This window comes from Mesorhizobium sp. M6A.T.Cr.TU.014.01.1.1 (assembly GCF_004022765.1).
Lineage (GTDB): Bacteria > Pseudomonadota > Alphaproteobacteria > Rhizobiales > Rhizobiaceae > Mesorhizobium > Mesorhizobium mediterraneum.
Genome location: NZ_RZPG01000034.1, coordinates 1 through 26,440 on the forward strand (window position 1 = coordinate 1; position 26,440 = coordinate 26,440).

Below are 26,440 nucleotides of genomic sequence, written 5' to 3' on the forward strand. Positions count from 1 at the left end.
CAAGGTGCGCGTCGCCATGAGCAACGCCTTCGCCATGGGCGGTACGAACGCAGTTCTGGCATTCAGGCAGGTGTAGAAGCCATGCAAGACGCCTCATTTGAGGTCACCTGTCGTATCTAGCTGCTTGAGGGGCGGGGCATTGTGAAACAGGGGGAGCTGTGTGGCCCCTCTTTCTCGGCTCGACGATGTGGAAGGAGCCTGTGCGGCGAAACGGGCCGACGCCCCCCAGGCCCAGAACTTGGGCGAAACCAACTCCCACCAAAGCACAGCCGCTTTAGTAGCCGAACAATGAAGCCTCGCTCGACGAGCCGCCGCCTCTACTGTCAGCGGCATCACGCGGTTGAAGCGAACAGCGCAGCGGCTACTGTTTCCCGCACAACTCGGACGGCAATTGGGACAAGTCCGCACATGTCGTCACGTAAGCTGAACGCCGCAGGTACAGCCAAATTGGGGGCGGGGCGTTTCTGCCGTTTTGATAGAATTCTATCAAACTGACAATTTTCCTTGCACGAATGCAAGGAGAGCTCGATTGACTCCCCTCCTTTCTTGTCAAGGATGGGTTTGCAGGCTGCGGTGCGGCAGAAGCCGGACAGAACGGCGACCGGTCGAGTAAAGGCCTGCGCAAACAAGCGCGCATATTGCGGGCGCCCGCACGGAGGAGAAGACGCTCGTCCTGGTGAAAGACAACGATGCTCAGGCGCCATTGCCATTTGCCGAGGGGGTCCGCGCGCCGGAAATTTCGAAGCAACAAAGGTGAGATCGAGAATGATGATGGCGAAATACAACACAGCTCACCGTCCAGTGCAGTTCTACCGGCGGGTGGCGGAGTGGGATGGGCTGCCAAATGGAACGTAAAAAGATCAGCAAGGAGATGCTTGGCGATAGTCAGGCGCTGCGCAAGCTGCGTGAGCACCTTGTCAAGGTGGCCAAGGCGAAGACTACGGTCCTGTTGCGAGGTGAATCCGGAACCGGCAAGGAGCTGGTTGCCAAAGCCATTCACGAGCTCTCGCCTCGCGCCAAGCAGCCCTTCATCAAGGTCAATTGCGCGGCGCTCACCGAGACGCTTCTGGAATCTGACTTGTTCGGTCATGAGAAGGGTGCCTTCACCGACGCGAGCAGTTTGCGCAAGGGGCGCTTTGAGGCTGCCGACAAAGGCACATTGTTTCTGGACGAGATTGGCGAAATATCAGGTTCGTTCCAGGCTAAGCTGCTGCGTGTCCTGCAGGAGCAGGAGTTTGAGCGCGTCGGCAGCAACCACACCATTAAAGTTGATGTTCGCGTGATTGCCGCAACGAACAGGGACTTGGAAACGGCAGTTCAACGCAAGGAGTTCCGGCAAGACCTCTATTATCGCATCAACGTCGTCACTTTACGCGTGCCGGCATTGCGCGAAAGGCGAGGTGATATTCCGCTCTTGGCCGCTCAGTTTCTCAAGAATTTCAATACTGAGAATGATCACACGCTGACCTTCGCTCCCGAAGCGATTGAGGTGCTAATGAACTGCGAATTTCCAGGTAACATCCGAGAGCTCGAAAACTGCGTTCAACGGACGGCAGTTCTGGCGACGGGTCCATCAATCCTCAGAACTGACTTTGCCTGTTACGCGGATCAGTGCTTGGCCGCGGCGCTGTGGAAGAACGGACCGCCGACGTCAGAGAAGTCGACTACGATCGAGCCTTCCGCCGCCTGTGCCGCCCCGCCCGTCGGCGACGGGCAAGCGCCGATAGGCCCTGCCACGACTCGTGGTAGGGTGCCCGATGCCGATACGGTCATTGCTGCCATGGAAAAGTGTGGCTGGGTGCAGGCAAAGGCGGCGCGCCTGCTCGGTTTGACCCCGCGCCAGATCGGCTACGTGCTGAGAAAACGCGGTATCGAGATCAAGCGTCTCTGAAACAACCCGCCGAGCAAGAGCTGGAGCAGGTCAAGCATTGGTGCTCTGGCGCCGAGCCCATCGGCCAGGCTTACGAAGTGGGTGTGAACAGCGCTGCCAAGATTCCGGCCGTGTGCTTTCTACCACCAGTCGTACTGGGGCTCTGCGACTGACAAACTAAAAAGGAGTAATCCTCTGGCGGGACCTGGTCGATACATTAGCTGATGGCTTACCGCTCGATATCACGCAATCTGAGATGGGCATGAAAGTGAGTTCGACCGCTGGACAGTTGCCGACTTCGTCAGGTATTGGCCCCTGCGACCGGTTGATCTCCGATATCCAAATTCTTGGAAGTTGGTCGAGACGAAACTGTCGCCCCGGCTCGTGACCGACCGCGCGCCCGGCAAGACCGAGTTACAAAGTTGCCGAGGCCAGTTTGATGTGCGTTCCTGCATCACTGCACGGGACACGACCTGACGGGAGACTATGATGCGTAGCCAAAAAGAAAAGATGCTCGCAGGCGAGTTTTACAATGCGGCGGATCCGGAGATCCAAGCTGACCTGTTGGCCACCGGGGCTTGGCTCAAGCGGTACAATGATACGCTGGGGCAGACCACGGGGCATTGGCATGAGCTTTTGTCCGAGCGGCTGGGAGAGGTTGGGCGCGGAACGGTCATCCGTCCGCCCTTTTTTTGCGACTACGGATTCAATATCCGCATTGGAGCCAATTCCTACATCAACTTCAACTGCGTTATTCTTGACGTGGTAGAGGTCAAAATCGGGCAAGGAACGGCAATTGGGCCTGCTGTGCAGATTTATACCGCCGATCATCCACATGATGCCGAGCAGCGGCAGGCCGGCCTGCAGGTCGGGCGTCCTGTTCGCATTGGCAGCCGTGTCTGGATCGGCGGTGGAGCAATCATTCTGCCTGGCGTCACGATTGGTGATAATGCAGTGGTAGGCGCTGGCTGCGTGGTCACACGAGATGTTCCCGCCGGGGCAAAGGTAGTGGGAATTCCTGCTCGCGTGGCCGACCCACATAAACAGGCATAATCAACCTCGTTGACCCTGGAGGTGCATGCGAACTGTCGAAACTGTGCCGAATTTTTGTCGAAGCCATTGAGCGCTGCATATGTTGTCGCGACTCGGGCGCTTCAGTTCTTTTGCCACGGGGGTCACAAGATCATGTGCGTAATGCCGCCGCAACGTGCTCACGTCCCGCAGCAGCGGACCCTTTCACATGGCCCAACGAATTCAGAGCCTCCGTTGTGCTGCCACTAGCATTACTGCTCACGAATGTATTCCCAACTGAGTTTTCGCCCTTGGAGGCAAGCAGCGACTCACCAGCAATCGCCGGCCATTAATCCTGGCTAGCATCGACCCCGACGAGGCGAGTCGCGGCGTTGCGGATCGGCATGTCGATGACCGTGATTGCGCCTTCGGCAAGGAAACGACGTTCGTTTCTGGTCAGCGTAGCCGAATCGATCACCGCAAAATGTGGGCCAGTGGAGCGCTTCATCAGCTGTCTGGCATATGTGCGCAGCATCTGATCGTTGAAGCGGCAGCCCACGAAGAAAAAACCCCGGTTGACGCGCCGTTGCTTCACCGCGTCCGGGATCGGCGTCTGGATATCAATTTCGGTTAGGACTTCGACGTAATCGGAATCAGCCACGAGGAAGTTTGCGGCCGGCCTGACGCTGCCGTGCGGCGCATAGAGCACCGTCCTAGCCACTTGTTCGGCCTCGAGTTCTGTTCCTGACAAATCGTAAGTTCTCGTCCAGATGTTACCGATTCCGGTCGCGCGCGTCGCTCCTTGTATCTCGACAACGTCTGTTTGGCCGGCCTCTGCAAGGGCTGCTCGCATGGCGCCATCGTACCAGCTGTCGATGATGACAGACAGTTGAAGGGTTGCGAGCCAGGCGTGAAGAACGGTCGGCTCGGCGGGGGCTGCGAATATCTCCGCCATCCACGTTTGGAGAGTCCGACGATGTCGGCGCTGCTCGATAAACTGCGCGACCGACCACATATTGGTGCGAATCCTGGAAGGGGCAGGCGCCCGCTTGTTGAGCGCCGCGGCGACATCTTCAGGGGTGCAAGGTACAGGTGATTCCAGTGCGTTAAGCTGCAGAAGACCAGGACCGAGATAGGGGATCACTCGATCGGCCTTGAGAGCGCCGTTCAGCAGGTCAATCAGCTTTTTGGCAAAACTGCCCCGGACGACGACGAGATGGTCCCAGCTCAGCATCGTGTTCATACGCGTTTCCTCTCCGCCATTGAACCCACCGGCATCAGGCCCCGTCGGAAATCTTCATCGCCTCGACGGTGATCGGCAAACGCGTATCGCGCGGAAGGTCGGGCAGCATGAGCCGCCAACCGTTCCTGAGCGTCACGGTCCCGCCCCATAAGTCAGCGTTCTCAATCTCGGTGATCGGCTCTTCGAGATCCTTCTTGGGAACATAAGCCGACAAGCCAGTAGCGGTCCTGCGAATCATTACTTTCATCCGGCTGTTCCTCCGTTGGAAATGCCTTCAGCTCCGCAGGGAACCTCGACTTTGTCGAGGCTAATGAGTTCGCGCGCTCGCATGCCGACGACCGTGCCACGATCGATCCATTCGACTGCATAGATGAAGAATTGCTGGAGAAAGGTTCCAATGTCGCGCACGTAGCCTTCGTCGCCCTTCCGCACGAGGTTTTCGCCGATCTCCTTGCCGGGATAGGTGCCGTCGTTTTTTATGTGGCGTATCGCACGGACCCGCTCACCCTGCATGAACCGTGGCGGTCTGCCGATTTCGACCTCCTGTTCGCGTCTGGACCACATGCTGTCCATTCCTTTCTCGAGGCTTTTGGTGTCGTCGCGGGTTGCAGGCGTCCTCGTGCGGCGAACCCGACCGTTTCGGTAGGAATCAAGCGGGAACGCAGGTTTTCGGTACCGGACAGACCGACACGCATTGCTGCGTATCGAAGGCCTCCTTGCATTCGGTGCACTTGATTGGATCGATCACATAGGCGTCGCCCTTGAACTTGATCGCTTCCGAGGGACATTCGAACTCGCAGGCCCCGCATTGGGTACATTGGGATGCGATGATCTTGAAAGCCATTCTAACTCCTGGTTATCGGACGAGACGGCTCAGGCCGTCGCCGCTAGTGGTCTGATCCCAAACTCTGCCGCGTAAAGTGCGCTGACTGCGGTCTCGATGTAGTCATGGCCATAGGCGTCGGTTACGCGCAGTCCAGCTCGCGAGAGTTGTTCCTTCGGGCGATTTCCGATCTTGGCGCATAGCACTATGTGTATGCCTTCGAGCGCAGCGATGACGCCCTCGAGGATGGCGTCTTCGCCCCCGCCTCCGAGGCAATACCGCTCGACCTTCCGATGCCCGACCAAGCTGATCCCTCTAGGCGAGACTTCATAAACCTGGAATTCCTTCGCGTGGCCGAAGTGTTCGTTGACCCGTCCACCTCCCTTAGTGGCCACCGCAACCAGAAGCGACTTTTCGGAGTCTGTTGCCTTGACCATACCGATGGCTTCGCTCCTCGCCGCCTCATGATCACGGCGCTCGTGTGCGACCACCTGCCGATAGGCCTGACGCTTGCCAGCCTCGTAGGTGACACCGTCGGGAATACCGTCCAGCGTGAATTCCTGGCCACGATCTTCACCGAGCAGGCCGACAGCATCTGCCCGGCACTGCCGGCAGTGGCGCATCAACTTGGCGCCACCTTCAAGTCGATCCTGAAGGGCCATCATCTCCATTGCCGTTGGGCCGCGCTGCCCGATGAGTCCGTAGTGTGTGCCGTGCGCCGGGTCCGAAATCAGAGGCATCACGTTGTGCAGGAAGGCGCCCCGCTCCTTGACCATTTTGTTCACCTCAAACAGGTGCTGGTCGTTCACTCCAGGAATCATCACCGAGTTGATTTTGGTGAGGATGCCGCGCGCGCTCAGCATTTCCAGGCCCAACATCTGCCGCGCGTGCAAGATTCGAGCGGCTTCGATGCCGAAGTAGCGGCGATTTTCATAAAAGATCCAAGGATAAATCTTTGCGCCGACTTCCGGGTCGACCATGTTGATGGTGATCGTCACGTGATCAACATTCATTTCGGCAAGCTCGGCGACATGGTCCGGCAGCACGAGCCCGTTGGTGGAGACGCACAGCTTTATGTCGGGGATTTCCCTGATGACGCGGTCGAACGTTGCCTTCGTTTTCTCCCAGTCGTAACAGGCATCCCCCGGCCCAGCGATGCCAAGAACCGAAAGCTGCGGAACTTTGTTGGCAACCGCGATGACCTTGCGTAGCGCTTGGTCGGGCGTCAGCTTCTCAGACACAACACCAGGCCGGCTCTCGTTGGCGCAATCGTATTTGCGATTGCAGTAGTTGCACTGGACATTGCAAGCCGGCGCGACCGCCACATGCATACGCGCGAAATAGTGATGCGCTTCCTCCGAAAAGCAGGGGTGATCCTTGATCTTGTCCCAAATAGCCGGATCCACATCGCCCGGGCTGGTCGGCGACGAGCCGTAGGAGGACGGTGCGCAGCCACCGGATTTCGCGTCTGCCAGAAAACCCTCGGATGTCGTGCTAGTCGGCCCCTCAATCGAAATTATCGGTGAGGACATCAAACGGCTCCGTTGCTGGTACGTCGCGGTTCAAGATGCAAGAGCCATACCAACTTAAAAAAGCGGCTTCAGTTCACTATTTGGGTCGATGTCGGGTTGTGTGAGGCCGGCGCGACACAATTTTGTCCTGCTTGCGACAGTGCAAGTCCAAATCCGTTCAGAAGCACAAAGCACTCCTTGTCGCGCAGAGGGCGCGCAAGACCACTGGCCTGACGATTGGCTCATCCAGGCTCTTAGAATTTCCTTCACCTCGATGCTATGCCGGCGTATCGCCTAGCCGACTTGTCGCGGCGTGAGGCCGAGAATTCGAGCCGCATTAGCCTGAACCCAGCCGGCCTTCTCCATTGTGTCGATCAGCCGGTCACGCTCCGTCCGCCGCGGACCCAGCGCCGGTCCGGCCGTATCGTTAGAATCGCAACCGGCTATCTCGTGTTCAGGGGCGCCGATGCGCCGAACCGGCATCGTGCTGGGCCGTGAGAGCTCGTCGATGACATTGCCACGTTCCGAAAGATTGGTTCCTTCCAGAGGAGAACGCGCAAGTGTGGCTGTTCTTTACACGCAGTTCTCCAGCTCGCGGACGTTGCCGGGGGAAATAGCATTGCGAGATCAGCTCAACTGCCGACGGCGTAAAGCCATGGTTCTCCATATTTCAAGGGTAAGCGCTGTGTCCTTCCAGGAGTGCCCGCGATCTGTGGGCCTGCCATTCTGAGGTGGATCGGAGATCGGATTGTGTCTGAACTTGAACTTACGATTGACCCTGAGCGGCAGCCTCGGCGTTTCGAGGTGATCAACGGCGCTGTTAGTCGACGGCATTGGTCGATGGACGACAAGGGACGGAGTCATCGCCGAGACCCTGGAGCCGAACGCGGTGATCTCGGAGGTTGCCCGGCGCTACGGGCTGCGGCCGCGGCGGAACGCTCGCAAGCTTGCTACGTCCGCAGGACAGGCCACTCCCGCCTTTGTTCCGGCGGTGGTTTCGGTGGCGCCACCGGAACGACCCGTTGGGCCTACATCCGTGCACCAGAACTCAAGGCCGCGGCCTGAGAATCGGCCGCCGCTCACCCTTTACTTGGTTCCTCAGCCGACAGCGCTAAGAAGGAGAGCAACTTCCGTCGGTGCGAGGATCATTGCGTCGTGGCCAGTGGCGAGTTCCTGCCACGCCCAGCCATCCTGCTTCGCGACCCATTCTCGCGCTCCCGCCATCGGCGGGTGGAGTGGATTAGTGCAGACGACATAGGTTCGGGGCCTGCCGTTGCCGAGCGGGTGCACGAGCTTAAGTCCGCTTTCGTAGGTGCCTGCCGGATGCGGTGTTATCCGGCGCCGCACCCAGTCCGTGAGCGAGTGTCCCTCGGGAATGCCGAATGCTGTTGGCGGCGGAGTCGGCATGAAGATACCCCGTCCTTCCTCCGCAACCAATTTTCGACGGGCGGCGACGATGTCGGGGGGCATGGTGCTGAATACACTTTGACCGCTCTCGACGATGGCGCCGTCGAGATAAACGAGATGGCTGATATGGTCGGGTATCCGGTCGGCGGCGCCGGTGATGCTGATGCCGCCTAGACTGTGACCGACAAGGATCACATCGCTCAGCTCTTCCGTCACAATGTGGTTGACGATGTCGGTCACGAATGTGTCGGGCGTGATGTCCTTGCACAGCAAATGTGCGCGTTCGCCGACACCTGTCTGGGTCGGCGTGGTCACGTGGTATCCCATCTTGCGAAGATTGGCGGCCACGTCCCGCCAACACCATCCGCCATGCCAGGCACCATGCACTAGCACATACGTCTTTGTCATGGGTTGTGCCGTTCCACTTGCTCACCGGCCGTTGTGGCTGCCATCCGGCACGATGGCCGGACGTTGTCCCAAAGGGGCTCGACCACGTGACCGGTGGTAAGTCCGGCGCACAGGGCACCGCCGTGGCCTGAGGACACCGCTAACGAGTCGAGGAAATTTGAATTGCGAAAGGCCAATATTCACTAGCTCTTTGCAAGTGGATGGAGAGGCTCATGGTGTGCCGCAGTTGCTCGCTGCCGGCATGCTCTTGGCACGGTCCCGGCTGATCATCCGAACTTGAACAGGACACCAAAGCCGCCGCGCGGATAGTTCCACTCGATGTCGCCGCCTTTCTCGCACAATATCCGGCAGGTGCCGCATTCCATGCAGCCGTCGGCGGTGATCTCGACTTGACCCTTGTCATTCAACTCATAGCATTTCGCTGGACAGACGTAGGTCAACGCAAGCAAGTTCGCGCTTGGCTTGTCGTGCGGTCGCACTATAATATGGGGGCGGCCGGAATCGACCAGATAGCGGTTCTGGTAAAGCTTGTCCTCGACACGAACCTTCGTCACTGCGATCGTCATCTTGTACCCTCTTCAGCGCCATGCCAATGCCAGGCGGACCGCGTCGCTGACCAACCCCCAGCGCGAGCGCGCGTTGATGAAGGCGGCCGTGGTGTTCTTTTCCTTCTCGATCTTCGGCGTGCCGTCGACACGCATGAAGTTCTGAGCGGCATGCGACATCAACCGCGGATAGCTGTCAAAAAAGTTGCTGGAATTGGTGTGGAGTAAGGCTGGCATGTCCTTGTATTTCTTAAGATCCTTGATCACAAAGGAGTCATCCAGCATCGTCTTGTAGAGCGCAAGGTTCGCTTTGGTCATAGGACCGTTGCGGCTTTTGACTTTGACGATCGCCTCAGCCGCGACACGACCCGAGGTCATGGCAAGGTTCGAACCCTCACGGTGAATGGCATTGTTCAGTTGCGCTGCGTCGCCGACGATGACCCAACCGTCGCCGAAGAGCTGCGGAATGGCCCTGTAACCACCTTCGGGGATAAGATGGGCGGCATATTCTTTCACCTCCGAGCCAGCGATCAGCGGCCGGATCGAAGGATGGTTTTTCATCGCATCTAGGAGGGCGGACGGGCTCTCCATCGTCGCGGCGAAATCCGAGACCAGGCAGCCGATGCCGAGTGAAATCGACTCCTTGTTGGTGTAAAGGAAGCCGAGCCCGGCCATGCTGCGAGAGATCGTGCCCACGGCCTCGATTACGCAGCCTTCATCGCCCTTGACACCGAACCGCTGGCCAATGACCTCTTCGGGCAAGAAATGCATTTCCTTGACGGCAAGCGCCACGGTCTCCGGCTTCGGCATCTCGCGCAGGCCTGCGCGAGTGCCAAGCAATCCCGACACCCCTTCTGCGAGAACGACCACATTCGCGAAGACCACTCCGCCAGCCCGGTCTGTGCGGACGCCGATCACCTTGCCATTGCCATCACGGACGAGTTCCGTCGCGGTCGTCTCACACAGGACCGTCGCGCCAGCCTCGCGCACCTTGCGGGAAAACCATTTGTCGAACTGGGCGCGGATGATCGTGTAGCGGTTGGGTTTCGCCTCATTGAAGTCGTCCGACCGGTAATGAATTCCGGTGTGAGACGTGTCGTCCATCACCCAAAGTCGCTGTTCGACCAGGTGCCGCTCGAGGGGCGCATCATCCCGGAAGTCCGGGATGATCTTCTCCAGCATGTTCGCGTACATTATGGCACCCTGGACGTTCTTAGAGCCCGGATATTCCCCGCGCTCCAACTGCAGTACCTTCAGCCCCTGGCTTGCCAAAGTGTAAGCAGCTGCGTTTCCGGACATGCCGGCTCCGACCACAATGGCATCGAATTGTTCAATCATGTCCTCTCCCTCAACTCGCAAGCTTGTCTCGACTGTGCGGCGACAGCCGCCGGGTGAAGGCTTCCGTCAGTGCGGGCAGGAAGCGGATTGCATCCGTGACGATCCCGAGGTGGGCGAACTCGAAAATCGGCGCGTTCGGATCGGTGTTGATCGCGACGATGAGATCGGCCCCCTCGACCCCAACTCGGTGCTGGATGGCGCCGGAAATTCCGGCCGCGATGTAAAGCTTCGGTCGAATGGTCTTGCCAGTTTGGCCAATCTGCCGATCAGCCGGCATCCAGCCCTTCTGGACCAAGGGGCGCGAACAGCCATGCTCGGCGCCGATCGCTCGGGCAAGATTCTTCACAAGCTGAAGGTTCTCCGCCGCGCCGAGACCGAGGCCTCCCGCAACCACGACATCCGCATAGGCAAGATTTGCCATTGCCGACTGGTTATCCGGCAGGAAGCCGAGGACTTTGGTGACGATATCGTCCTCAACGAGCGACAGCTTGTGCCGCATGACACGCCCGACCGGCTTATCCACCCGCTGCGGCATAGGCATGACCCTTGGTCGCACCGTCGCCATTTGCGGCCGGTAGTTTAGTGTATAGATCGTACACAACAACGAGCCACCAAAAGTCGGACGGGTCGCGGCGAGTGAACCGTCGGAATCTACATCAAGTTCTGTGCAGTCGGCCGTGAGCCCCGTCTGCAGGGTCGTCGCTACCGAGCCCGCAAGATCCCTGCCCAGTGTGGTCGCGCCGAGAAGGAGGATTTCGGGTTTATGGGTATTGACCAGATCCGTGAGCGCCTTGGCGAACGGATCGTTCCGGTAGTCGGCGAGCGGCGGCGCATCGACGATGTAGACAAGATCCGCCCCGTAAGCGAAGGCCTCGGCAACAGCGTCCTCGACCATCTCGCCCGGCGGTCCCAGCACGACGCCCGCGAGCTGGACTTCAAGCTTGTCGGCTAATTTGCGGCCTTCACCCAGCAGTTCGAATGATACAGGATGCACATTGCCGCGTTCGAGCTCGAGGAAGACCCACACGTGCCGGTAGTCTTTGAAACGGTCGGGAAGTTCTTTCTTTACACCGGCACGGCCGGGGGCAATGCGAGGGGTAGTTTGGCTTGCGGTCGACATTTTCTGCTCCTGGCCGTCACGTGCCGCTGTTGAAGGCCAGCTCATGTTCCAGCGCCGGCCGGCGGGGTAAGATATCGGCGATGAGTTCATCGGCTATGTCCTGCAAGCCCCTTTCCGCGGTGTCGATCTGCGCCGCGCTTTCTGCCCGTGCGGTGGGGGCGAAAACACGCTTGACGACTGTCGGCGAGCCACGCAGACCGCACCGGGTGAGATCGTCAATGCCGGCGTCGGCTGCAGTCCACTTCACGACTTGGCTTCGCGCCGCGCAAAGAGCCTGCTGGAGCGAGCCCCGGCGGATTTCGTTGGTGTCTTCCAGCATGGTAATGAGGCAAGGGAGTCTGCTCTTCAGCAACTGGGTGCCGCCTTCGGCGCGACGCGCGACTTCGATCTCGCGCGTTTTGAGATCGATGGAGGCAATCTTCGCGACATAGGTAAGTTGCGATAGATCCAGGCGCTTGGCTATGCCGGGTCCGACCTGGGCGGTATCGCCGTCAATCGTCTGCTTGCCGGTGAAGACGATGTCCGGCCTGCCGAAAGTCTCCCCAATTTTTGCGATTGCTTGCGAAAGAGCAAAGGAGGTCGCCAGCGTATCGGATCCGGCAAAATAGCGGTCCGTCAAGAGAACTGCTCGGTCAGCACCGTAACCGAGCGCCTTTCGCAGCGAGTCCTCCGCCATGGGCGGACCCATTGTGAGCACAGTAACCTCGCCACCATGAACGTCGCGCAGTTTGAGCGCTTCTTCGAGGGCGAACAGGTCGTAAGGATTGATGATGGTCGGCACACCCTGACGCATGATCGTGTTCGTCACCGGGTGGACGCGGATCTGTGCCGAATCCGGCACCTGCTTGATGCAGATTACGATGTGCATTGGCGATTTCTCTAAGCTCCCAGTCCGGATGCGTGCTTGGCGGTTCACCTCATGCCTGCATCGTTCATGCCAAGTCTTCTTCCTGCCTCTATTCCAGAAGGTGGCTTCGTTTGCTTCCGAGGAGCGTCATGAGGACTGGATTTGTCGACTTCTCGACATTGTCGCGTCGCAGCCGTGTCGGGCTCATTACTTTCCGAACCGCTTCAGTGCAGAGTCGAGCGGGACGAAGGCGCGGCCAGGTGCGGGACATATGTTTGGATCGTGGTCCCTTAGCACCTTGAACACACGTTGCGTGAGCGGCGAGGAAGTCGCGAAATCTTCGTAGGCGCGTTCCAGCTTGGCGCGCACCCGCGCGGCGATTACCTGGTCAGGCAGACCGGAGAAATCTTCTTCGGCAAGGTATTGGCCCACGCGCTTCATGATATGGAGCCGCGAGACATTCATCACTTTCGGATCGTAGGAGACGCCAAGGCAGGCGAAGAAGTCCTCCGCAGCCGACAGGCCTTTCAGTCGCGCCAGGATATCGGTGCGATCGATCGGGCGGCTGTCAGCGGAGCAGTTCATTGTATTCTCCCGGCGCGAAATTGTGGTGTCGATGCGTTGGTGACATTGCTGACGGCCGACCCCTGACACGGCGGCTGGGGCAAGAGACTTGGTGATCTCAAGCTTTTCTGAAGTGGTGAAGGCGACCCCGGGTTTGACCGCTCTCCATTGCGCAGGGTCGTCACGTTGAGGAAGACCTCACGGCTCGTCGGCTATTGTGCCGCTCGGACCCGGGCCGGAATGAAGCTGTTCTGCACCTCGCCCGCACAGTCCAGCACTGGGAAGGGCCCTTAGCTTCTCGGTGATCGCAGGCAGGACCTCAAGCACGCGGTCTACGTCATCTTCGCCGTTGTCACGCGAAAAGGAGAAGCGGACTGCCCCACATGCCGCGTTCATAGCGATCAGAACATGGCTCGGTTCCAGTGAGCCAGAGGCACAGGCGGACCCGGCGGAACAGGCGATTCCCAGCCGGCTCAGGACAATTGGGATTGCATCGCCTTCGATACCTTCGAATCCAATGTTTGCAGTGTTTGGCAATCGCTCTTGCGGATCGCCGTTGATGGATGTGTTTGGGATGCGCTGGATGATCCCGTTCTCAAGGCGGTCGCGCAACCATTTTATTCGTTTTGTCTCGTCCATGAATTTCAAGGCGAGTTCGGCCGCCATGCCCAGTCCGACTATGCCGGGTGTGTTTTCAGTGCCTGCACGCCGGTCGCGCTCTTGGTGCCCACCCTTGATCATGGAGGAGAAGCGCACGCCACGTCTTACATAAAGCGCGCCTATCCCCTTTGGACCATGCAGCTTGTGGGCGGAGAGCGACAGCATGTCGATCGCGGTCGATTTCAGCTCAATCGGAAGCCTTCCGACCGCCTGCACTGCATCAGTGTGGAAAAGCGCGCCGACTTCCCTGGCTAGATCGGCAAGCTTAACCACGGGAAAGATCGTACCGGTCTCATTGTTCGCCCACATTATCGAGACGATTGCCACTTGTGGGGTGAGGGCGGTTCTGTAGGCGTCCAGGTCGAGCCGGCCGTGGTGATCGACTGGGATAATGTGCACCTTGACGCCGCGCGTCTTTTCAAGGTGCGCGCACAACTTCAGAACGGCCGGATGTTCAACCGCGGAAGTCACTATTTCCGTTCGGTCGGGCATCACCTCCAGCGCCGAAAGGATGGCTGTACTGTCGCTTTCAGTCCCGCCCGAGGTGAAGATGATCTCGTCCTCGAATCCCGCGCCGATGAGGGCTTGCAACTGTTGCCTCGCCTTTCTCACGGCTTCAGCAACCGATGCGCCATAGGCGTGCATGGACGAATGATTGCCAAATTGCTCCGTAAAGAAAGGCAACATCGCTCCAACGACTGCAGGATCAACCCGCGTCGTTGCGTTGTTGTCGAGATAGACAGGGCTCATGGGAGTGATCCTTCAACTGCTGAAATGATTCAAGGGTAGGCGGGCCATTGAACCTCTGGCGCATATCGTATCTGGCAAGGTGGGCGGCCGGGCGAGCGATGGCTTGGCTGACCGGTCGCTGTCGACATTGCCCTTTGGTGGCGGCATCCGCCGGGAATTCAGCTGTTTCGGGCAATTTTGTTTGCTTGCCCACGGCAACGATCGATGATCGCGATTTCGCGCATCACCGAACGCAATTGTTCCGGGCCGACAGTGCGTGTCGGCCGGTTCCAGAGCGCCGGCGGTTACCGGTTCGACGCAGTATTCCTTGGCGTCGCTATAGTCGAACATAGCCTGTTCCCTCGCAATCATTTGCAGGACTTGCCGCAGCCGCACGTCTCACGCGCATTAGGGTTATCGAAAACAAAGCCGGATGTTTCGAGCCCAGTGACGAAGTCCACGGTCATGCCGGCGGCATGGGGTTGGGAGCCTCTATCCATGAACACCTTGAGCCCATCTCGCTCGATGATCGCATCGCCCTCACGTGAGACGCTCTCCAGGCCCATTGAGTATTGGAAGCCGGCGCAGCCGCCGGCATGGACCATGATGCGAAATCCTTCCGCCGGCTCGCTGGCGCGGTAAAGAGCGGCCTTGATGGCGGCAACAGCGTTGTCGGTGAGCGTAATCATGGCTCGATTTCTCCTCGGTCCGACGTTTTCGCGGATCATCTCGCATGGACCGTGCCAAAGGGAAGACGTGTCAAAAACCGTAGGACATCCCGACGTCTCTTATGCTCGATTGCTGGGGAGACGTCCGACAACCGACACTTACTGTCGGGTTTGTCGCGTCCGCGTCACAGGAAGGGCGCCTGAGTTCGCGATGCACTCACGCGTAAAGCAATGAACAGAGCCAAAGATGTTCAGAGCTTGCCGCGGAGCAACTGGCACGATTTTTGTGAAGCCTTCGTTGCGGCGGCAAAATTGCCGGCCGATTCACCTTTGGGTTGCCCTCGCAATCGAAGAACGAAGGAAAGCAATATGATCCATCAGACCCGCCTTGAGTGGGAAAGCAGCACCGCCGGTGGTACCCGAATGCTCGATCGGCCGATTGGCGCCGACCACCCAACAATCGCTCTCTACCGGCGATTGGCCGCTGACCGCCCGGAGACAGGATTCGACTGGCATGTGCCTGACGATCGATCGCGTCCGCCGTGCACACCCCTGAGGCCCGTTTTTCGATCGATCGTCAAAAGAAGAATGGGGCGGGGGTAAAAACATGGATCAGCGCAAGAAGCGGTCGCCCAACGAAATCCGGCGTGCGTGGGAAGTCTGTCCGAACATTCCCGCGCGTGATTTCGCCGCCCAATTGGCCATTTCGGAAGCGGAACTGGTCGCGGCCCATTGCGGTTTCGGCGCGGCACGCATCGACCCGCGCGTCAATCACCTTCTGACGGGCCTCGAATTCGTGGGCGAAGTGACGGCGCTGACCCGCAATCAAGGTGCCGTGCACGAAAAGATTGGCGTCTTCAACAGAGTGATAACCGGCAACAATCACGCCATGGTCCTTGGTGACGAATTCGACCTTCGCGTCTTCCCGCAGGCTTGGAGGTATGGTTTCGCTGTTGAAAGGCGCCATCGCGGCGGAATCCAGCGCAGTTTGCAATTCTTCGACGCCACCGGCGCAGCAGTGCATAAGGTGCATCTCAGGCCGGTCTCCAACCTTCATGCCTATCGAAAGCTGGTGGCCGAGCTCGTATCCGCCAACCAGGAGCCGACCATGTCGCTTAAGGCGAGAGTAGCCGACCTGGGCGCGAGGACTGCGGACTGGGCCGGCACGGTGGACGACCTACGCGAGCACTGGAGCCGGCTGACTGACGTCAACCTTCTAAAGACGCTCAAGCTCAGCCGCTGCCAGGCTTTGCGCATGGTCGGCCAGGATTACGCTTGGCTGCTCGACAATGCCGCAGTTGGCGCCGTGCTCCAGCGTGCGGCCGAAGACGAATTGCCGATCATGTGCTTCGTCGGCAACCGAGGTTCTATCCAGACCCATTCCGGCTTAATCAAGTCGGTCAAGCAGATCGGGCCGTGCATCTATGTGCTGGACGAAACGTTCCGGCTGCATCTCAGGACCCACCAAATCCGTGAGGTTTGGGCCGTGCGCAAGCCGACCAATGACAGTCACGTCACCTCGCTCGAAGCATATGGGTCCGACGGCAAGATTATCATCCAGTTGTTCGGTGCGCGCAAGGAAGGCGAACGCGAGCGCGACGACTGGCGGGTTCTGGCGGAAAACCTGCCTCGTTTCCCCGACAGCTACATGAGAAAAGACCGATCGTCGTCGGTGGGACGCCGGCGCCCATCTGCCTCCGCAGCCAGTAGCCGGGCATTGAAGCCGAGATCGGGGACACGATGACGCAATAAGCGCGCTGTATTATCGCAACGCGATGAGCAGGAAGCAATTTGGCGCTGCCCCATCGACCGCATGGTTACGACGAAGCCGCGGCCTTTGGGCCGAGCTCAGAGGTGACAATAGCGTGAACGCCGCCGACCGTCGTCACTCCCCACCAGGCGGTCAGGTTTTGCGGTTCGGGCCGAGCAAAAATACTGTCAAGACAGCGAGGAACGTAGCAACCGCGCTGTAGACAAAGACACTGGCAATACCCGTGTGATCCACCAATAGGCCACCGAAAGTTGTGCCGGCTGCGATGGCCACTTGGAAGGTTATGACCATCAGTACACCAGCGCTCTCGGCCTGTTTCGGAGCGGCGCGTAGCACCATCCATGTCTGCAATCCGACCGGGACCGCGCCAAAAGCAAAGCCCCATACGGCAACTGCAATTGCCGAGGTCAAGGCCGATGCTCCCATAGTCAGGAGCGAGACAGCGGCTACGGCAATGAGCAGGGGCGGCAGGGCCGCGACCGCCTTGAGACTGTGTTTGGTGAGGAATGCGCCGGCTAAATTGCCGAAGACGCCGGCCGTGCCAAAAGCAAGGAACACGAGCGGGATCGACTTCTTGTCGAGCGCAGGAACGCTCTCGAGAAAGGCGCGGATGTAGGCGAAGCTGGCAAAATGGCCGGAAGCGACCAATAGCACGACTAGCACCGCAACCTTCATCGCCGGATTCTTCGCGACATCCAGCGGACTGCGGAATCTGCGCACTTCGATCGGAGGCAGTGGCGGAATGGTTACGAGTTGCACGAGCAGCGCAACGGCACTCACGATTGCGGCGACCTTGAACGAGGCTCGCCATCCCCAAATGTCACCGACATAAGCGCCGATTGGAGCCGCGCAGACGGAGGCGACAGAAACGCCGGTGAGGATGATCGACATGGCGCGCGGCATGAGGTGACTTGGAACCAGCCGCATCGCCAACGCTGCCGAAATTGACCAAAAACCACCAAGCGATATGCCAAGGACGACGCGTGCCGCCAGCAAAACCGGCAGCGACCCCGCAACCTCCGCCAGAACGTTCGACAGGATCAGCAGGAGCGTCATCGCCCAGATGACGACCCTGCGGTCCAGACGCTTTGTCACGATGGCGATTATCGGTGCCGAGATCGCCGCGACGATTGCGGTCGCTGTTAGCGCCTGTCCAGCCGTGCCCGTGGTGATACGGAGATCATGCGCGAGCGGTGTCAGAACGCTGGCGGGCAGAAACTCTGCCGTCACAAGGCCGAAGGTGCCGAAGGAAAGCGAAATGATGGCACCCCATGCAGGGCCAGAACGTTGATAGGGACTTTCTGGGTCAAGCCGATCTCGGTCGAACAAAGCCGCGTCCACTAAATCTGTCGCCGATTCGGTCATGAATGAGTTCTCCGGCTAGGAGCTGTTGCAGCAGGGGTGGCTACATCGCCGGGGATCAAAGCCGCGAGACCTTCCGGCGGCGGCCAGTCGGCATCAGTCGAGGCCTCGGCGCCCGACGCATCCGAGGCCTCATCGGAGGGCCGACGGACCCAACCGTCGACAATGCGGGAGAGTTCTCGGCGCGGTCGCATCGATCGCCTTCGTCGAAGTGCGGCCTGTCCACTGCGAACCAAGCAAGCCGAACGCGGTGTCCTCGATCGAGGCCTTGATTGGGGGATGATCGACGATCTCTATATTGCTTTGAAGCAGGAAGTTCCGTCGCCATATGTGGTTATCCTGGCAGCCAGAATTGAGCGGTTGTCGCAAGCACCAAGGCGGTCGCAATGAGTGCAACGAGGCGGAAGTCTGATCGATGGCTGCGGTTCGATGCCGCGCGATCGACAAAATTGAGGTGATGAGTTATCCCTTTTGAAGCCGTTGCTCCCAATTTTGGGATAAGGTAATTGCAGGCGGTCCCAGCAACGTCGGGCGGCCTTTTTGGTGATCGAATTCATGGGACTACACTCTTGGTCCGTGACGCATCTGCGAATGACTGCGCAAGTTCCGTGCCTTCAACGACAAATCTGGCTCTGCTGAGCGGGTGGTGGAGGCACGAGCGTGGGCTATCCCAAGAGCTTGCCGCAAGGTTGTTCGAAGTTGAGGTGCCGGATAGACCGCAAACATGTCGGGCGGCCTGGGGTTCGCCAACACGAAGATGCGCAAGTTCAAAAGGACGAGCTGAACCCTTGCCGATATCCGTCCGAGGCTGATCTGGAGAAGGTCAAGAACTGCGTCTTGAAGGCTTCCGCCGCACCGGCAAATGCGAAGCCAAGGTGCTGGGCAAGATGGACAGGCCATCCAATCCGTCGACTGGACGCTCATTAACGGCGTCGGTGTGGCTCTGTAGCTGGCGAGAAAAACGCCCTGCTGAAAGACAAAAGCTCGTCTGGCCGGCTCTGAAGGACGGCCAGTGAGGCAGGCGAGGAGAGGCTATAGCCCATTCGTGTAGACTGATCTTGTCCCACGGAGGCGGCTAACCACCCCGCCAGACATCATCGAGGGGAGCGCCACTAGGCTTACCCCAAGTGTTGGTCATTTCCACCTGGGTGACCTCGGCCAAGTCACCAAGCCGCTTAGCGCAAGCTTTCGAACTGGATGCTCCCCGGGCACATGATCGGCTAGCGATCCCACCAGTTGAGTTGCTCCAAGTCGGTGTCTAGCTTTCTACATTCTGTGTCCGACGCTGGACAAGAATGTTGCAATCCCGACCAGCAAGTCAGCGCAGGCGCCACCTGCTGCCCAGCAAACAGCAAGGATTATCGAAAGACGAATTCGGCACGGAGCTTGCACCAACGATTGCATGCAAATGCCGACAGCATCTCATGAACGGTCTCTCGATTCTGGCGCGGTTAAATCGCGGCCGGTTCCAGATCATGTCCCGCCCGAAATGGTGAGGGACTTCAGCCTGTTTACGTCGCCCGGCATGTTGCCGACCGCTAACGGGGATCCGCATGCAGCGGTTGCTTGCGTTCATGCCGGGCCTCCGATCTTTTATTCAACCAGCAACACGCGCGACGGTCGGGGTACCTGGGTCATCACTCGCGCGAGCGACCAGCGCCGGGTGCTGCAGGACACCGAAACGTTTTCCAGCCATCGCAGCATCTTCGCCTCTGTGCTCGGCGAGAGCTGGCCGATGATCCCGCTTGAGCTCGATCCGCCATTCCACGGTGTTTTTCGCTCACTGCTCAATCCGCTGCTTTCGCCAAAGCGGGTAATGGCATTGGAGCCGGCTGTCCGGGAACGAGCGATCAAGCTGATCGACAGGATCGCCGCATCAGGCACGAGCTGCGACATCATGAAGGATTTTGCAGTTCCGTTCGCGGTCAATATCTTCCTTCGCTTTATTGGGCTTTCGGACAACGGACTAGAAACATTTGTCGGCTGGGCTAGAGATGTGCTCCACGGCGATAAGGAGCAACGACCACCCGCAGCCCGGACGATCGTGGCCTTCATCGACGAACTTGCCACCGAGCGCCGCAAGGAGCCGGTCGATGATTTCATGACCTTCATCGTGAAGGCAAAGGTCGAGGGTCGTCTGCTCAGTGACGAAGAAGTCCGTGGCATCGGCGTGCTTGTGTTCGTCGCGGGACTCGACACGGTCTCAGCAGCCATATGCTTCGACTTGGCCCATCTCGCGCGCAACCCCAAAGATCAGGAATTGCTACGAAGCGAACCGGACCGGATTGCCGTCGCTGCGGAAGAATTGCTGCGCGCCTATTCGACCATTCAGATGATCCGAGTGGCAACGAAGGATGTCGACTTCAAAGGCGCGCCGATCCGCAAGGGAGACTATGTTTCCTGTGCCACGATGATTGCCAATCGTGACCCGGCGGAATTCGAATGCCCGAATGAGATCGATCTGGCGCGCGAGGACAACCGGCACGCTGCCTTTGGCTATGGTCCCCATCGTTGTCTTGGCTCACACCTTGCCCGGCGGGAGATTGTCATTGGCCTGGAGGAGTGGCTGGCGCGCATCCCAGCCTTTCGGATCAAGACAGGGACTGAACCTATCACCTTCGGCGGCCATGTGTTCGGGATCGAGAATCTGATCCTGGACTGGTCCTGAAGTTTCAGCCAACGACATTGGAGTTCGCTATGCGTGTCGTCGTACATAAAGCCAGATGCCAGGGTCATGCGCGCTGCTGGGCGCGGGCGCCGAGAGTCTTCAAGCTTGATGACGCCGGCTACATCTTGCCCGGTGATATTGATGTTGCCGATGGGGAGCAACTGCTTGCCTCAAAAGGGGTACGAGCCTGCCCCGAACAAGCTCTGGAAGTTGACGAGCCCCCCGCTAACTCAGTTGTAGAGAGAGACACACGCAAAGTGCAGACTGGCATCGGGAAGGACAAAACAATCATACAATTCGCGACAGACCCTGTCGACCACGCGAAAATTACCGAACTGCGTGACCGAGAGGCGATCCGCAACTGCCTGTATCGGTACTGCCGCGGGATAGACCGCGCCGATGAGGCGGCGCTGCGTAGCGCATACTGGCCCGAAGCGTATGACAGGCACGGTCCCTATTGCGGACCGGCAGAGGACTTCATCCAATTTGCTCTCGGTCTGCCGGGGCACCGTAACATCCATCAAATCACGAACAGCCTGATCGACTTCATCAGTTCAGCAGAGGCCGCGGTCGAGAGCTATTTCACCGCGCTGCAACGCGGACCGGATACAGACCAAGAAATACGTCAGACGCTGCTTTGCGGCCGTTACTGCGATCTGTTTCAGAAGAGGCAGGACGAGTGGCGAATTGCGGAACGGACAGTCGTCTACGATTGGGTTGAGGAGCAAATCCCGCCAGCGATTCTTGAGGCAGATAGGTTCGGCCGGCGACAGCCGATTGGAGCACCACATCCAGACGATCCCATCTACCAGTTGCTCAAGGGTCACATCCCCACCGACCAAGATGGCGTCGAGGGGCCCCAACTGGGAGCTGCATAAGTGGGTAGAAATGGAGGATGAGCGCCCTACGGGAACGACATCTGTGTGGGGCCGCAACTGGCGGTCACTGCAACGATTTGGCTCGGCCCTTCATTCCGCCCAAGGTTGATGGGCTGAGATCACAAGCGGTCATCGTGGAGAAGCTCTCGTGAAACTGGCAGCACGCACCGTAATCATCACAGGCGCTGCGGGCGGGATCGGCCGTGCCCTGGTCGATATCCTTGCCGCGGACGGAGACACTGTAGTTGCGGTGGACCTTCCGGGCAGTGGTGTGGTTGAACTGGCTCGGGATCTCGGGTCGCCGCACGTCGGTCTGGAGTGCGATGTGTCGCGAGAGAAGGACATGCTCTCACTTTTCGGCCAGGTCGAAGCACGGTTCGCGCAAATCGATGTCCTCATCAACAATGCGGCGGTTGGACCCACGATGGATAGGATCATCGACACCGCTGTCGATACCTTCCGACGCGGCGTGACAGTGAACCTTATTGGGCCATTCGTTATGGCCAGGGAAGCGGCGCGGCGAATGAGGCCGGGCGGTGCGATCGTCAATGTGGCTTCGATGGCGGGCGTGGTCGGCAATCCCAGGCGCAACGCCTACGCAGCCTCGAAAGCTGGCGTGATCTCGTTGACAAAGTCCCTTGCATGCGAGTGGGCTATGCGAGGAATCCGCGTCACGGCGGTGGCGCCGGGCTCCGTCCGCACCCCAATGGTCACAGAGCTGGCACGCGCTGGCAAAATGGACCTCGCGGCGATACGCCGCCGCGTGCCGATGGGGCGCTTGGCTCGCCCCGACGAGATCGCCAGGGTCGTGCGTTTTCTGAGCAGCACGCAGGCGCGCTACATCACCGGCTCGGTGCTGGCAGTCGACGGAGGCTGGATGTCATTCAACCAGCCGGGGGATGCTCACCCGCCGGTGGATGGTGCGCTCCAAGCCGAGCTCTCCTGTCCGGCCGAATGCACAGATGCGCGAATCGTGCTCGTCACCGGTGGCGCAAAAAGCATTGGCGCGGCCGTCGCTCGCCGCTTTGCCGCGAACGGCGACACCGTCGTGATTGCTGATAAAGATGGCACTGCAGCGGCAGAGCTGGCTACATCGCTCCCCGGCAAGCATCTGGCGAAATCGCTGGACGTGGCCGTCGAGAGCGATGTGGTGTCGGTGTTCGAAGAACTGAGGGGACGCTTCGGGTATATCGATGTTCTGGTCAATAGTGCTGATACCGCCGACAGGATTGTGCCTGCGATCGAGCAACTGTCGAAACAGCTCGAACACGTCCTGGATGTCAACCTTACCGGCGCTTTCACCTGCGCGCGCGAAGCGATCAAGGCTATGCGCCGGGGCGGCGTGATCCTCAATCTCGGGTCGATCGACAGCTTTCTGCCGTTCGCGCCGCGCCATGCCTACGGCGCCTCCAAGGCGGGGATGGATATGCTGACCCGTTGCATGGCGGCCGAACTCGGGCCGGTCGGAATTCGGACAGCCACCGTCGCTCCTGGCCACATCCGCACGCCCGCACTTGCTCAGTTGGCCAAAGCCGGCCGCATCGACCTGGCAGCAATCGGACGACGCATCCCCATGGGCAGGATGGGACGGCCAGAAGACGTCGCAGATGCATCGTTCTTCCTTGCTTCGTCTGACGCCTCATACATCAACGGCTCGATCCTCTACGTGGACGGCGGCTGGACCTCGTTCGGTGATGCGGGAAACGCCAGCGAACTCTATGACGAATGTTTTGCGGAGGCCGCAGGTTAATTGCCAGGCCTTCGCAGGCGACCGGCCGAGCATTATGAAGCCTCGGCTCCACGACGCACCCGAGGTGCTTGAGATCCAAGCATGTGCATGCCGAGCACATTCCCGGTCGGCTGACGTGTCTATAACGAGGAGAAATCATGGAATTTGCCACTTTCATTCTGGCCGCCCAGCGTGGCTATCACCAATCCTCAGAAAGCGTCATCCGCAACTCCATCGAACAGGCCGTCGCTTCGGAGCAGGCTGGGTTCAACACCGCGTGGTTTGCTGAGCACCACTTCAACAATTACAGCCTCATACCATCCCCGCTGATGATGGTGGCGCACTGCGCCGGCTTGACAAGCACGATTCGCCTGGGCACTGCCGTCTGCGTGCTGCCGCTTTACCAACCGCAGCGCCTGCTGTCCGAGATCGGCTTCGCCGACATCGTTGCGAACGGCCGTCTCGAGCTCGGCGTAGGCTTGGGATACCAGCAGTTCGAGTTCGAACGGTTCGGCGTGGACATCAATGAGGCGCCGGCCGTCTTTTCGGAATACCTGGACATCATTCTCAAGGGCCTCAACCAAAACGTCTTCGAACACGACGGCCAGTATGAGAAGATCCCCCCAACAGCGATTTCGGTCCGCACAGTCCAGCAGCCGACGCCGCCTATCTGGATCGCTGGCGGAGCCGCACGGATGGCTCGGGCCTACCGCGAGGGGCACAATTTTTTTGTCACAGCCTTCCACGACGGCTTAGAGACTTTGACCACACTGCGTGAATCAGTCGAGAGGGCGGCGGCATCCGAGGAAAAGAACGTCACCGACGTCAAGATATCGCTGCTGCGCTGCTGCTATGCCAGCCACGACGAGTTGGAGATCAACAGCTATCTCGACAATGCCCGCTTCCAGCGCCGGCTTTCTGAAGCCCTGCATCAGCGCCGCCAACAGAGCCACGATGGCTACCTGCTGCAGGAGACACCGACCCAGCAGGATCTGTCCTTCGAGACCATGCGCAAAAATTTGCCGATTGGCAGCGTAAATCGCGTGATTGATCGCCTGCTGGAAGAGATCGATATCTTGAAACCGGACCAGATCGCAGTTCAGACTCAATTGGGCGACTTCGACCAAAAGACGATGCTGCGCCAGATCGAGCTCTGGGGCGACAAGATCATCCCTGCGGTCAACAAGGCGCTTTGTCATGCCGGAAGCTGAAGCCGGCCGTTACGATGATGGCTGCCTATCCAGCGCGCAATGGCGTGGGTCCGAGCTAGGGAGGAGCTTCGATCAGCATGTGCTGCCCTGCGTACATTCACGTTCGCTTGAGGAGGTCCAGGCGGGCGAGGTGTTGGCGACGGAGGGGACAGGCCTTTCGTCTGTCGAATTGCGTGATGTCTTGGCCGCAACTTTCCCGTCTACCTCCAGCAGCGTATTCGCTTTGGAGGAGTTGAGCGAGCCCGAGCCGGAACTGGAAGAGGAGCTGCTACGCCGGCTGCTGCTAGCGCATGCTGCGCCGGCCGACCCGGCGAGCGGCCGCTTGGCCAAGATCATCGCCCGGCGTGCGATGCGCACGGACCATCTTTGGCGGGATCTTGGCCTCTCAAATCGCGCTGAGCTCAGCCGCCTGCTTGCCAGACATTTTCCCGCGCTGGCGGCAGGCAACACAGAAAACATGAAATGGAAAAAGTACTTTTACCGCAAGCTGTGTGAGGCCGAAGGCTTTTCGTCATGCACTGCACCCAGTTGTCGGGAATGCCAGGACTTCGAAAGCTGCTTCGGCCCGGAGGAAGTTGAGAGTCGCCTCTCGCCGACCAGGAATGCCGGTTAGTCACTTCGCTTGATCGCAGCTGCGGACAAACGCTTATCGCGGCGCCGTCGTATGGAGGAAGGGATGTTCATCGCCTCGCGATATTTGGTGACGGTACGGCGAGCGACATCGATGCCGGTCTCCTTGAGTTGAGCAACGATGTCTTCGTCGGAATGTACCTTGTCGAGCGATTCTTCGGCTATGATTGCCTTGATCCGATGGCGGACAGCTTTGGCGGAGTGCGCGTCGCCGCCCTCGCAGGATGCGATTGGCGCAGCGAAAAAATACTTCAGCTCGAACACCCCGCGCGGAGTCAACATGTACCTGTTCGAAGTCACCCGGCTTACCGTCGACTCGTGCATGCCGATCTCGTCAGCGACATTTTTGAGACAGAGAGGCCGCAGATGGGCGGCGCCGTGTGTAAAAAAGGCATCCTGCTGGCGCACGATTTCGGTCGCAACCTTAAGGATCGTCTTAGCGCGCTGCTTGAGACTGCTGATCAGCCAGTTCCCTTTTTCCTGGCAATGGTCGAGAAACGCTTTGCCTTCCGGATTTTGCTTGGTCAGCTGCGAGATTTCGGCGACATAGGTGTGGTTGATCAACACTTTGGGCAGCGTGGCCGGATCTAGCTCCACCCGCCATCCACCTTCGGACTTGGGCATTACCCAGACGTCCGGTACGATGGTTTCCGGCGTCCCGGACTGGAACCGGTCTCCAGGCTTGGGATCGAGCGCGCGGATTTCGTTCCTCATGTCGAGGAGATCCTCCTCGTCGACTCCGCAACGCTGCTTCAATCCCTGAAAATCCCCCCGTGCAAGCATCTCGAGATTGGCGACCAAAGCTGCCATAGCCGGGTCGAACCGGTCTTGCTGGCGCAGCTGAATCTCCAGGCATTCGCTGAGAGTTCGCGCAAAAATGCCCGGCGGATCAAATTGCTGCAAGATTCCGATGACCCGTTCCACATCAGCTTGCCGAACGTTTAACCTCCTGGCCAGATCGAAAAGGTTTACCTGAAGATAGCCAGTGTCCTCCAGATGGGCGGCGAGCTGTCCGGCAATCAGCCGCTCCTGGGGGGTGAACGGGGTGAGGGCGACCTGGCGGGCGACATGGTCGTGCAATGTTTCGGTGTGGGCGGTAAACTCCTCGACGGCAGGTCGATCGTTGCCGCTACTGCGTTGCGACTTCCATTGCCCGCGCCCGCCAGACGGCCCGCCAATGGGCGATTCGCCGATTTCGCTTCTGCTTTGACTGCTCCGCTGATCCTCCCCTGGCAGCGGCGAAACGTCGTCAAACGGGTCAGGCTTCAAAACGGGGTTCTTCTCGAGTGCCTGCTCCACGAGCTGATGGAGTTCAGTATGCGTCAATCGCAGCAAGCGAATAGCTTCAATGGCTTGAGGCGATAAGACCATACGTTGCTTCTGGCGTTGAAGCAGGCTTGCTGAGAGATGCATGTTGAACCGGTAATCTGCCGAGGAGGCTCTAGTG

General features: G+C 59.2%; 23 protein-coding genes and 3 pseudogenes. 9 read left to right on the forward strand and 17 right to left on the reverse strand.

Annotated features, from left to right (window positions below):
- Positions 1–847: 847 nt before the first annotated feature.
- Both nifA and EN885_RS28840 read left to right on the forward strand, forming a co-directional pair.
- A pseudogene (gene nifA / locus EN885_RS28835) lies at positions 848–1,891 on the forward strand (nif-specific transcriptional activator NifA); the annotation flags it as partial.
- Between the two features lie 465 nt (positions 1,892–2,356).
- Positions 2,357–2,923 (forward strand): sugar O-acetyltransferase, encoded by a 567-nt coding sequence (locus tag EN885_RS28840; RefSeq protein ID WP_127204752.1) that lies wholly within the window; start codon positions 2,357–2,359, stop codon positions 2,921–2,923.
- A gap of 307 nt (positions 2,924–3,230) precedes the next feature.
- On the opposite strand, the gene EN885_RS28845 is transcribed toward EN885_RS28840, so the two are convergent.
- From EN885_RS28845 to EN885_RS28915, 15 genes are all read right to left on the reverse strand, one after another.
- Positions 3,231–4,124, reverse strand: coding sequence for an SIR2 family protein (locus EN885_RS28845; RefSeq protein ID WP_127204751.1), 894 nt, complete (start codon positions 4,122–4,124; stop codon positions 3,231–3,233).
- Positions 4,125–4,158: 34 nt separating this feature from the next.
- Positions 4,159–4,371 (reverse strand): putative nitrogen fixation protein NifT, encoded by a 213-nt coding sequence (gene nifT / locus EN885_RS28850; RefSeq protein WP_024505230.1) that lies wholly within the window; start codon positions 4,369–4,371, stop codon positions 4,159–4,161.
- The gene (locus EN885_RS28855; RefSeq protein WP_024505231.1) at positions 4,368–4,688 is read right to left on the reverse strand and encodes a nitrogen fixation protein NifZ; all 321 of its coding nucleotides are present in this window, start codon (positions 4,686–4,688) and stop codon (positions 4,368–4,370) included. Before EN885_RS28855 ends, nifT begins: the two co-directional genes overlap by 4 nt.
- Before the next feature lie 85 nt (positions 4,689–4,773).
- Positions 4,774–4,968 (reverse strand): 4Fe-4S dicluster domain-containing protein, encoded by a 195-nt coding sequence (locus tag EN885_RS28860; RefSeq protein WP_126104969.1) that lies wholly within the window; start codon positions 4,966–4,968, stop codon positions 4,774–4,776.
- Between the two features lie 29 nt (positions 4,969–4,997).
- Positions 4,998–6,479, reverse strand: coding sequence for a nitrogenase cofactor biosynthesis protein NifB (gene nifB / locus EN885_RS28865; RefSeq protein WP_127204750.1), 1,482 nt, complete (start codon positions 6,477–6,479; stop codon positions 4,998–5,000).
- A 273-nt stretch (positions 6,480–6,752) separates the two neighbouring features.
- Positions 6,753–6,941, reverse strand: coding sequence for a helix-turn-helix domain-containing protein (locus EN885_RS34885; protein ID WP_348627402.1), 189 nt, complete (start codon positions 6,939–6,941; stop codon positions 6,753–6,755).
- 615 nt (positions 6,942–7,556) lie between these two features.
- Positions 7,557–8,273 carry an alpha/beta fold hydrolase gene (locus tag EN885_RS28875; protein ID WP_126104971.1) on the reverse strand — a complete coding sequence of 239 codons (717 nt, stop codon included), beginning with the start codon at positions 8,271–8,273 and terminating at the stop codon, positions 7,557–7,559.
- A 266-nt stretch (positions 8,274–8,539) separates the two neighbouring features.
- Positions 8,540–8,839: a ferredoxin family protein gene (locus tag EN885_RS28880; RefSeq protein WP_024505235.1), complete on the reverse strand. Its 300-nt coding sequence runs from the start codon at positions 8,837–8,839 to the stop codon at positions 8,540–8,542.
- 12 nt (positions 8,840–8,851) lie between these two features.
- Positions 8,852–10,156, reverse strand: a complete 1,305-nt coding sequence (locus EN885_RS28885; RefSeq protein ID WP_127204749.1) for an FAD-binding protein — start codon at positions 10,154–10,156, stop codon at positions 8,852–8,854.
- Positions 10,157–10,166: 10 nt separating this feature from the next.
- Complete coding sequence (locus EN885_RS28890; protein WP_128243752.1) at positions 10,167–11,276, reverse strand: electron transfer flavoprotein subunit alpha/FixB family protein; 1,110 nt, start codon at positions 11,274–11,276, stop codon at positions 10,167–10,169.
- A 16-nt stretch (positions 11,277–11,292) separates the two neighbouring features.
- Complete coding sequence (locus EN885_RS28895) at positions 11,293–12,144, reverse strand: electron transfer flavoprotein subunit beta/FixA family protein (RefSeq protein ID WP_128335240.1); 852 nt, start codon at positions 12,142–12,144, stop codon at positions 11,293–11,295.
- 186 nt (positions 12,145–12,330) lie between these two features.
- Positions 12,331–12,708: a nitrogenase stabilizing/protective protein NifW gene (gene nifW / locus EN885_RS28900; RefSeq protein ID WP_095484277.1), complete on the reverse strand. Its 378-nt coding sequence runs from the start codon at positions 12,706–12,708 to the stop codon at positions 12,331–12,333.
- Between the two features lie 177 nt (positions 12,709–12,885).
- Complete coding sequence (gene nifS / locus EN885_RS28905) at positions 12,886–14,097, reverse strand: cysteine desulfurase NifS (protein ID WP_126104973.1); 1,212 nt, start codon at positions 14,095–14,097, stop codon at positions 12,886–12,888.
- A gap of 12 nt (positions 14,098–14,109) precedes the next feature.
- Positions 14,110–14,427 (reverse strand): hypothetical protein, encoded by a 318-nt coding sequence (locus EN885_RS28910; RefSeq protein WP_126038026.1) that lies wholly within the window; start codon positions 14,425–14,427, stop codon positions 14,110–14,112.
- A 17-nt stretch (positions 14,428–14,444) separates the two neighbouring features.
- Positions 14,445–14,765, reverse strand: coding sequence for an iron-sulfur cluster assembly accessory protein (locus tag EN885_RS28915; RefSeq protein WP_029356570.1), 321 nt, complete (start codon positions 14,763–14,765; stop codon positions 14,445–14,447).
- A gap of 586 nt (positions 14,766–15,351) precedes the next feature.
- Between EN885_RS28915 and EN885_RS28920 the strand changes: the two are divergent.
- Positions 15,352–16,383, forward strand: a pseudogene (locus tag EN885_RS28920) (hemin-degrading factor); the annotation flags it as partial.
- Positions 16,384–16,647: 264 nt separating this feature from the next.
- Here the strand turns inward: EN885_RS28920 and EN885_RS28925 are convergent.
- Positions 16,648–17,880 (reverse strand): MFS transporter, encoded by a 1,233-nt coding sequence (locus EN885_RS28925; protein WP_095484281.1) that lies wholly within the window; start codon positions 17,878–17,880, stop codon positions 16,648–16,650.
- A 1,486-nt stretch (positions 17,881–19,366) separates the two neighbouring features.
- Here EN885_RS28925 and EN885_RS28930 point away from each other — a divergent pair.
- From EN885_RS28930 to EN885_RS28950, 6 genes and pseudogenes are all read left to right on the forward strand, one after another.
- A complete protein-coding gene (locus EN885_RS28930; protein WP_164897938.1) occupies positions 19,367–20,545 on the forward strand; it encodes a cytochrome P450 in 1,179 nt (392 codons plus the stop codon).
- Positions 20,546–20,574: 29 nt separating this feature from the next.
- A pseudogene (locus EN885_RS34360) lies at positions 20,575–20,697 on the forward strand (ferredoxin); the annotation flags it as partial.
- Positions 20,698–20,835: 138 nt separating this feature from the next.
- Positions 20,836–21,423 carry a nuclear transport factor 2 family protein gene (locus EN885_RS28935; RefSeq protein ID WP_050580531.1) on the forward strand — a complete coding sequence of 196 codons (588 nt, stop codon included), beginning with the start codon at positions 20,836–20,838 and terminating at the stop codon, positions 21,421–21,423.
- 148 nt (positions 21,424–21,571) lie between these two features.
- Positions 21,572–23,173 carry an SDR family oxidoreductase gene (locus tag EN885_RS28940; RefSeq protein WP_127204748.1) on the forward strand — a complete coding sequence of 534 codons (1,602 nt, stop codon included), beginning with the start codon at positions 21,572–21,574 and terminating at the stop codon, positions 23,171–23,173.
- A gap of 137 nt (positions 23,174–23,310) precedes the next feature.
- Entirely contained in the window at positions 23,311–24,363 is a 1,053-nt protein-coding gene (locus tag EN885_RS28945; RefSeq protein WP_126104978.1) for an LLM class flavin-dependent oxidoreductase, read from the forward strand.
- Positions 24,350–24,976, forward strand: coding sequence for a nitrogen fixation protein NifQ (locus tag EN885_RS28950; RefSeq protein ID WP_029356557.1), 627 nt, complete (start codon positions 24,350–24,352; stop codon positions 24,974–24,976). Before EN885_RS28945 ends, EN885_RS28950 begins: the two co-directional genes overlap by 14 nt.
- Here EN885_RS28950 and rpoN read toward each other — a convergent pair.
- Positions 24,973–26,406 (reverse strand): RNA polymerase factor sigma-54, encoded by a 1,434-nt coding sequence (gene rpoN / locus EN885_RS28955; protein ID WP_128243750.1) that lies wholly within the window; start codon positions 26,404–26,406, stop codon positions 24,973–24,975. The genes EN885_RS28950 and rpoN overlap by 4 nt on opposite strands.
- Between the last annotated feature and the right edge of the window lie 34 nt (positions 26,407–26,440).

Bases quoted from the DNA above. Each gene is read 5' to 3' on its own strand.
- EN885_RS28840 (WP_127204752.1), top strand. From the start codon at position 2,357: ATGATGCGTAGCCAAAAAGAAAAGATGCTCGCAGGCGAGTTTTACAAT.
- EN885_RS28845 (WP_127204751.1), bottom strand. From the start codon at position 4,124: ATGAACACGATGCTGAGCTGGGACCATCTCGTCGTCGTCCGGGGCAGT.
- nifT (WP_024505230.1), bottom strand. From the start codon at position 4,371: ATGAAAGTAATGATTCGCAGGACCGCTACTGGCTTGTCGGCTTATGTT.
- EN885_RS28855 (WP_024505231.1), bottom strand. From the start codon at position 4,688: ATGTGGTCCAGACGCGAACAGGAGGTCGAAATCGGCAGACCGCCACGG.
- EN885_RS28860 (WP_126104969.1), bottom strand. From the start codon at position 4,968: ATGGCTTTCAAGATCATCGCATCCCAATGTACCCAATGCGGGGCCTGC.
- nifB (WP_127204750.1), bottom strand. From the start codon at position 6,479: ATGTCCTCACCGATAATTTCGATTGAGGGGCCGACTAGCACGACATCC.
- EN885_RS34885 (WP_348627402.1), bottom strand. From the start codon at position 6,941: ATGCCGGTTCGGCGCATCGGCGCCCCTGAACACGAGATAGCCGGTTGC.
- EN885_RS28875 (WP_126104971.1), bottom strand. From the start codon at position 8,273: ATGACAAAGACGTATGTGCTAGTGCATGGTGCCTGGCATGGCGGATGG.
- EN885_RS28880 (WP_024505235.1), bottom strand. From the start codon at position 8,839: ATGACGATCGCAGTGACGAAGGTTCGTGTCGAGGACAAGCTTTACCAG.
- EN885_RS28885 (WP_127204749.1), bottom strand. From the start codon at position 10,156: ATGATTGAACAATTCGATGCCATTGTGGTCGGAGCCGGCATGTCCGGA.
- EN885_RS28890 (WP_128243752.1), bottom strand. From the start codon at position 11,276: ATGTCGACCGCAAGCCAAACTACCCCTCGCATTGCCCCCGGCCGTGCC.
- EN885_RS28895 (WP_128335240.1), bottom strand. From the start codon at position 12,144: ATGCACATCGTAATCTGCATCAAGCAGGTGCCGGATTCGGCACAGATC.
- nifW (WP_095484277.1), bottom strand. From the start codon at position 12,708: ATGAACTGCTCCGCTGACAGCCGCCCGATCGATCGCACCGATATCCTG.
- nifS (WP_126104973.1), bottom strand. From the start codon at position 14,097: ATGAGCCCTGTCTATCTCGACAACAACGCAACGACGCGGGTTGATCCT.
- EN885_RS28910 (WP_126038026.1), bottom strand. From the start codon at position 14,427: ATGTTCGACTATAGCGACGCCAAGGAATACTGCGTCGAACCGGTAACC.
- EN885_RS28915 (WP_029356570.1), bottom strand. From the start codon at position 14,765: ATGATTACGCTCACCGACAACGCTGTTGCCGCCATCAAGGCCGCTCTT.
- EN885_RS28925 (WP_095484281.1), bottom strand. From the start codon at position 17,880: ATGACCGAATCGGCGACAGATTTAGTGGACGCGGCTTTGTTCGACCGA.
- EN885_RS28930 (WP_164897938.1), top strand. From the start codon at position 19,367: ATGGTGAGGGACTTCAGCCTGTTTACGTCGCCCGGCATGTTGCCGACC.
- EN885_RS28945 (WP_126104978.1), top strand. From the start codon at position 23,311: ATGGAATTTGCCACTTTCATTCTGGCCGCCCAGCGTGGCTATCACCAA.
- EN885_RS28950 (WP_029356557.1), top strand. From the start codon at position 24,350: ATGCCGGAAGCTGAAGCCGGCCGTTACGATGATGGCTGCCTATCCAGC.
- rpoN (WP_128243750.1), bottom strand. From the start codon at position 26,406: ATGCATCTCTCAGCAAGCCTGCTTCAACGCCAGAAGCAACGTATGGTC.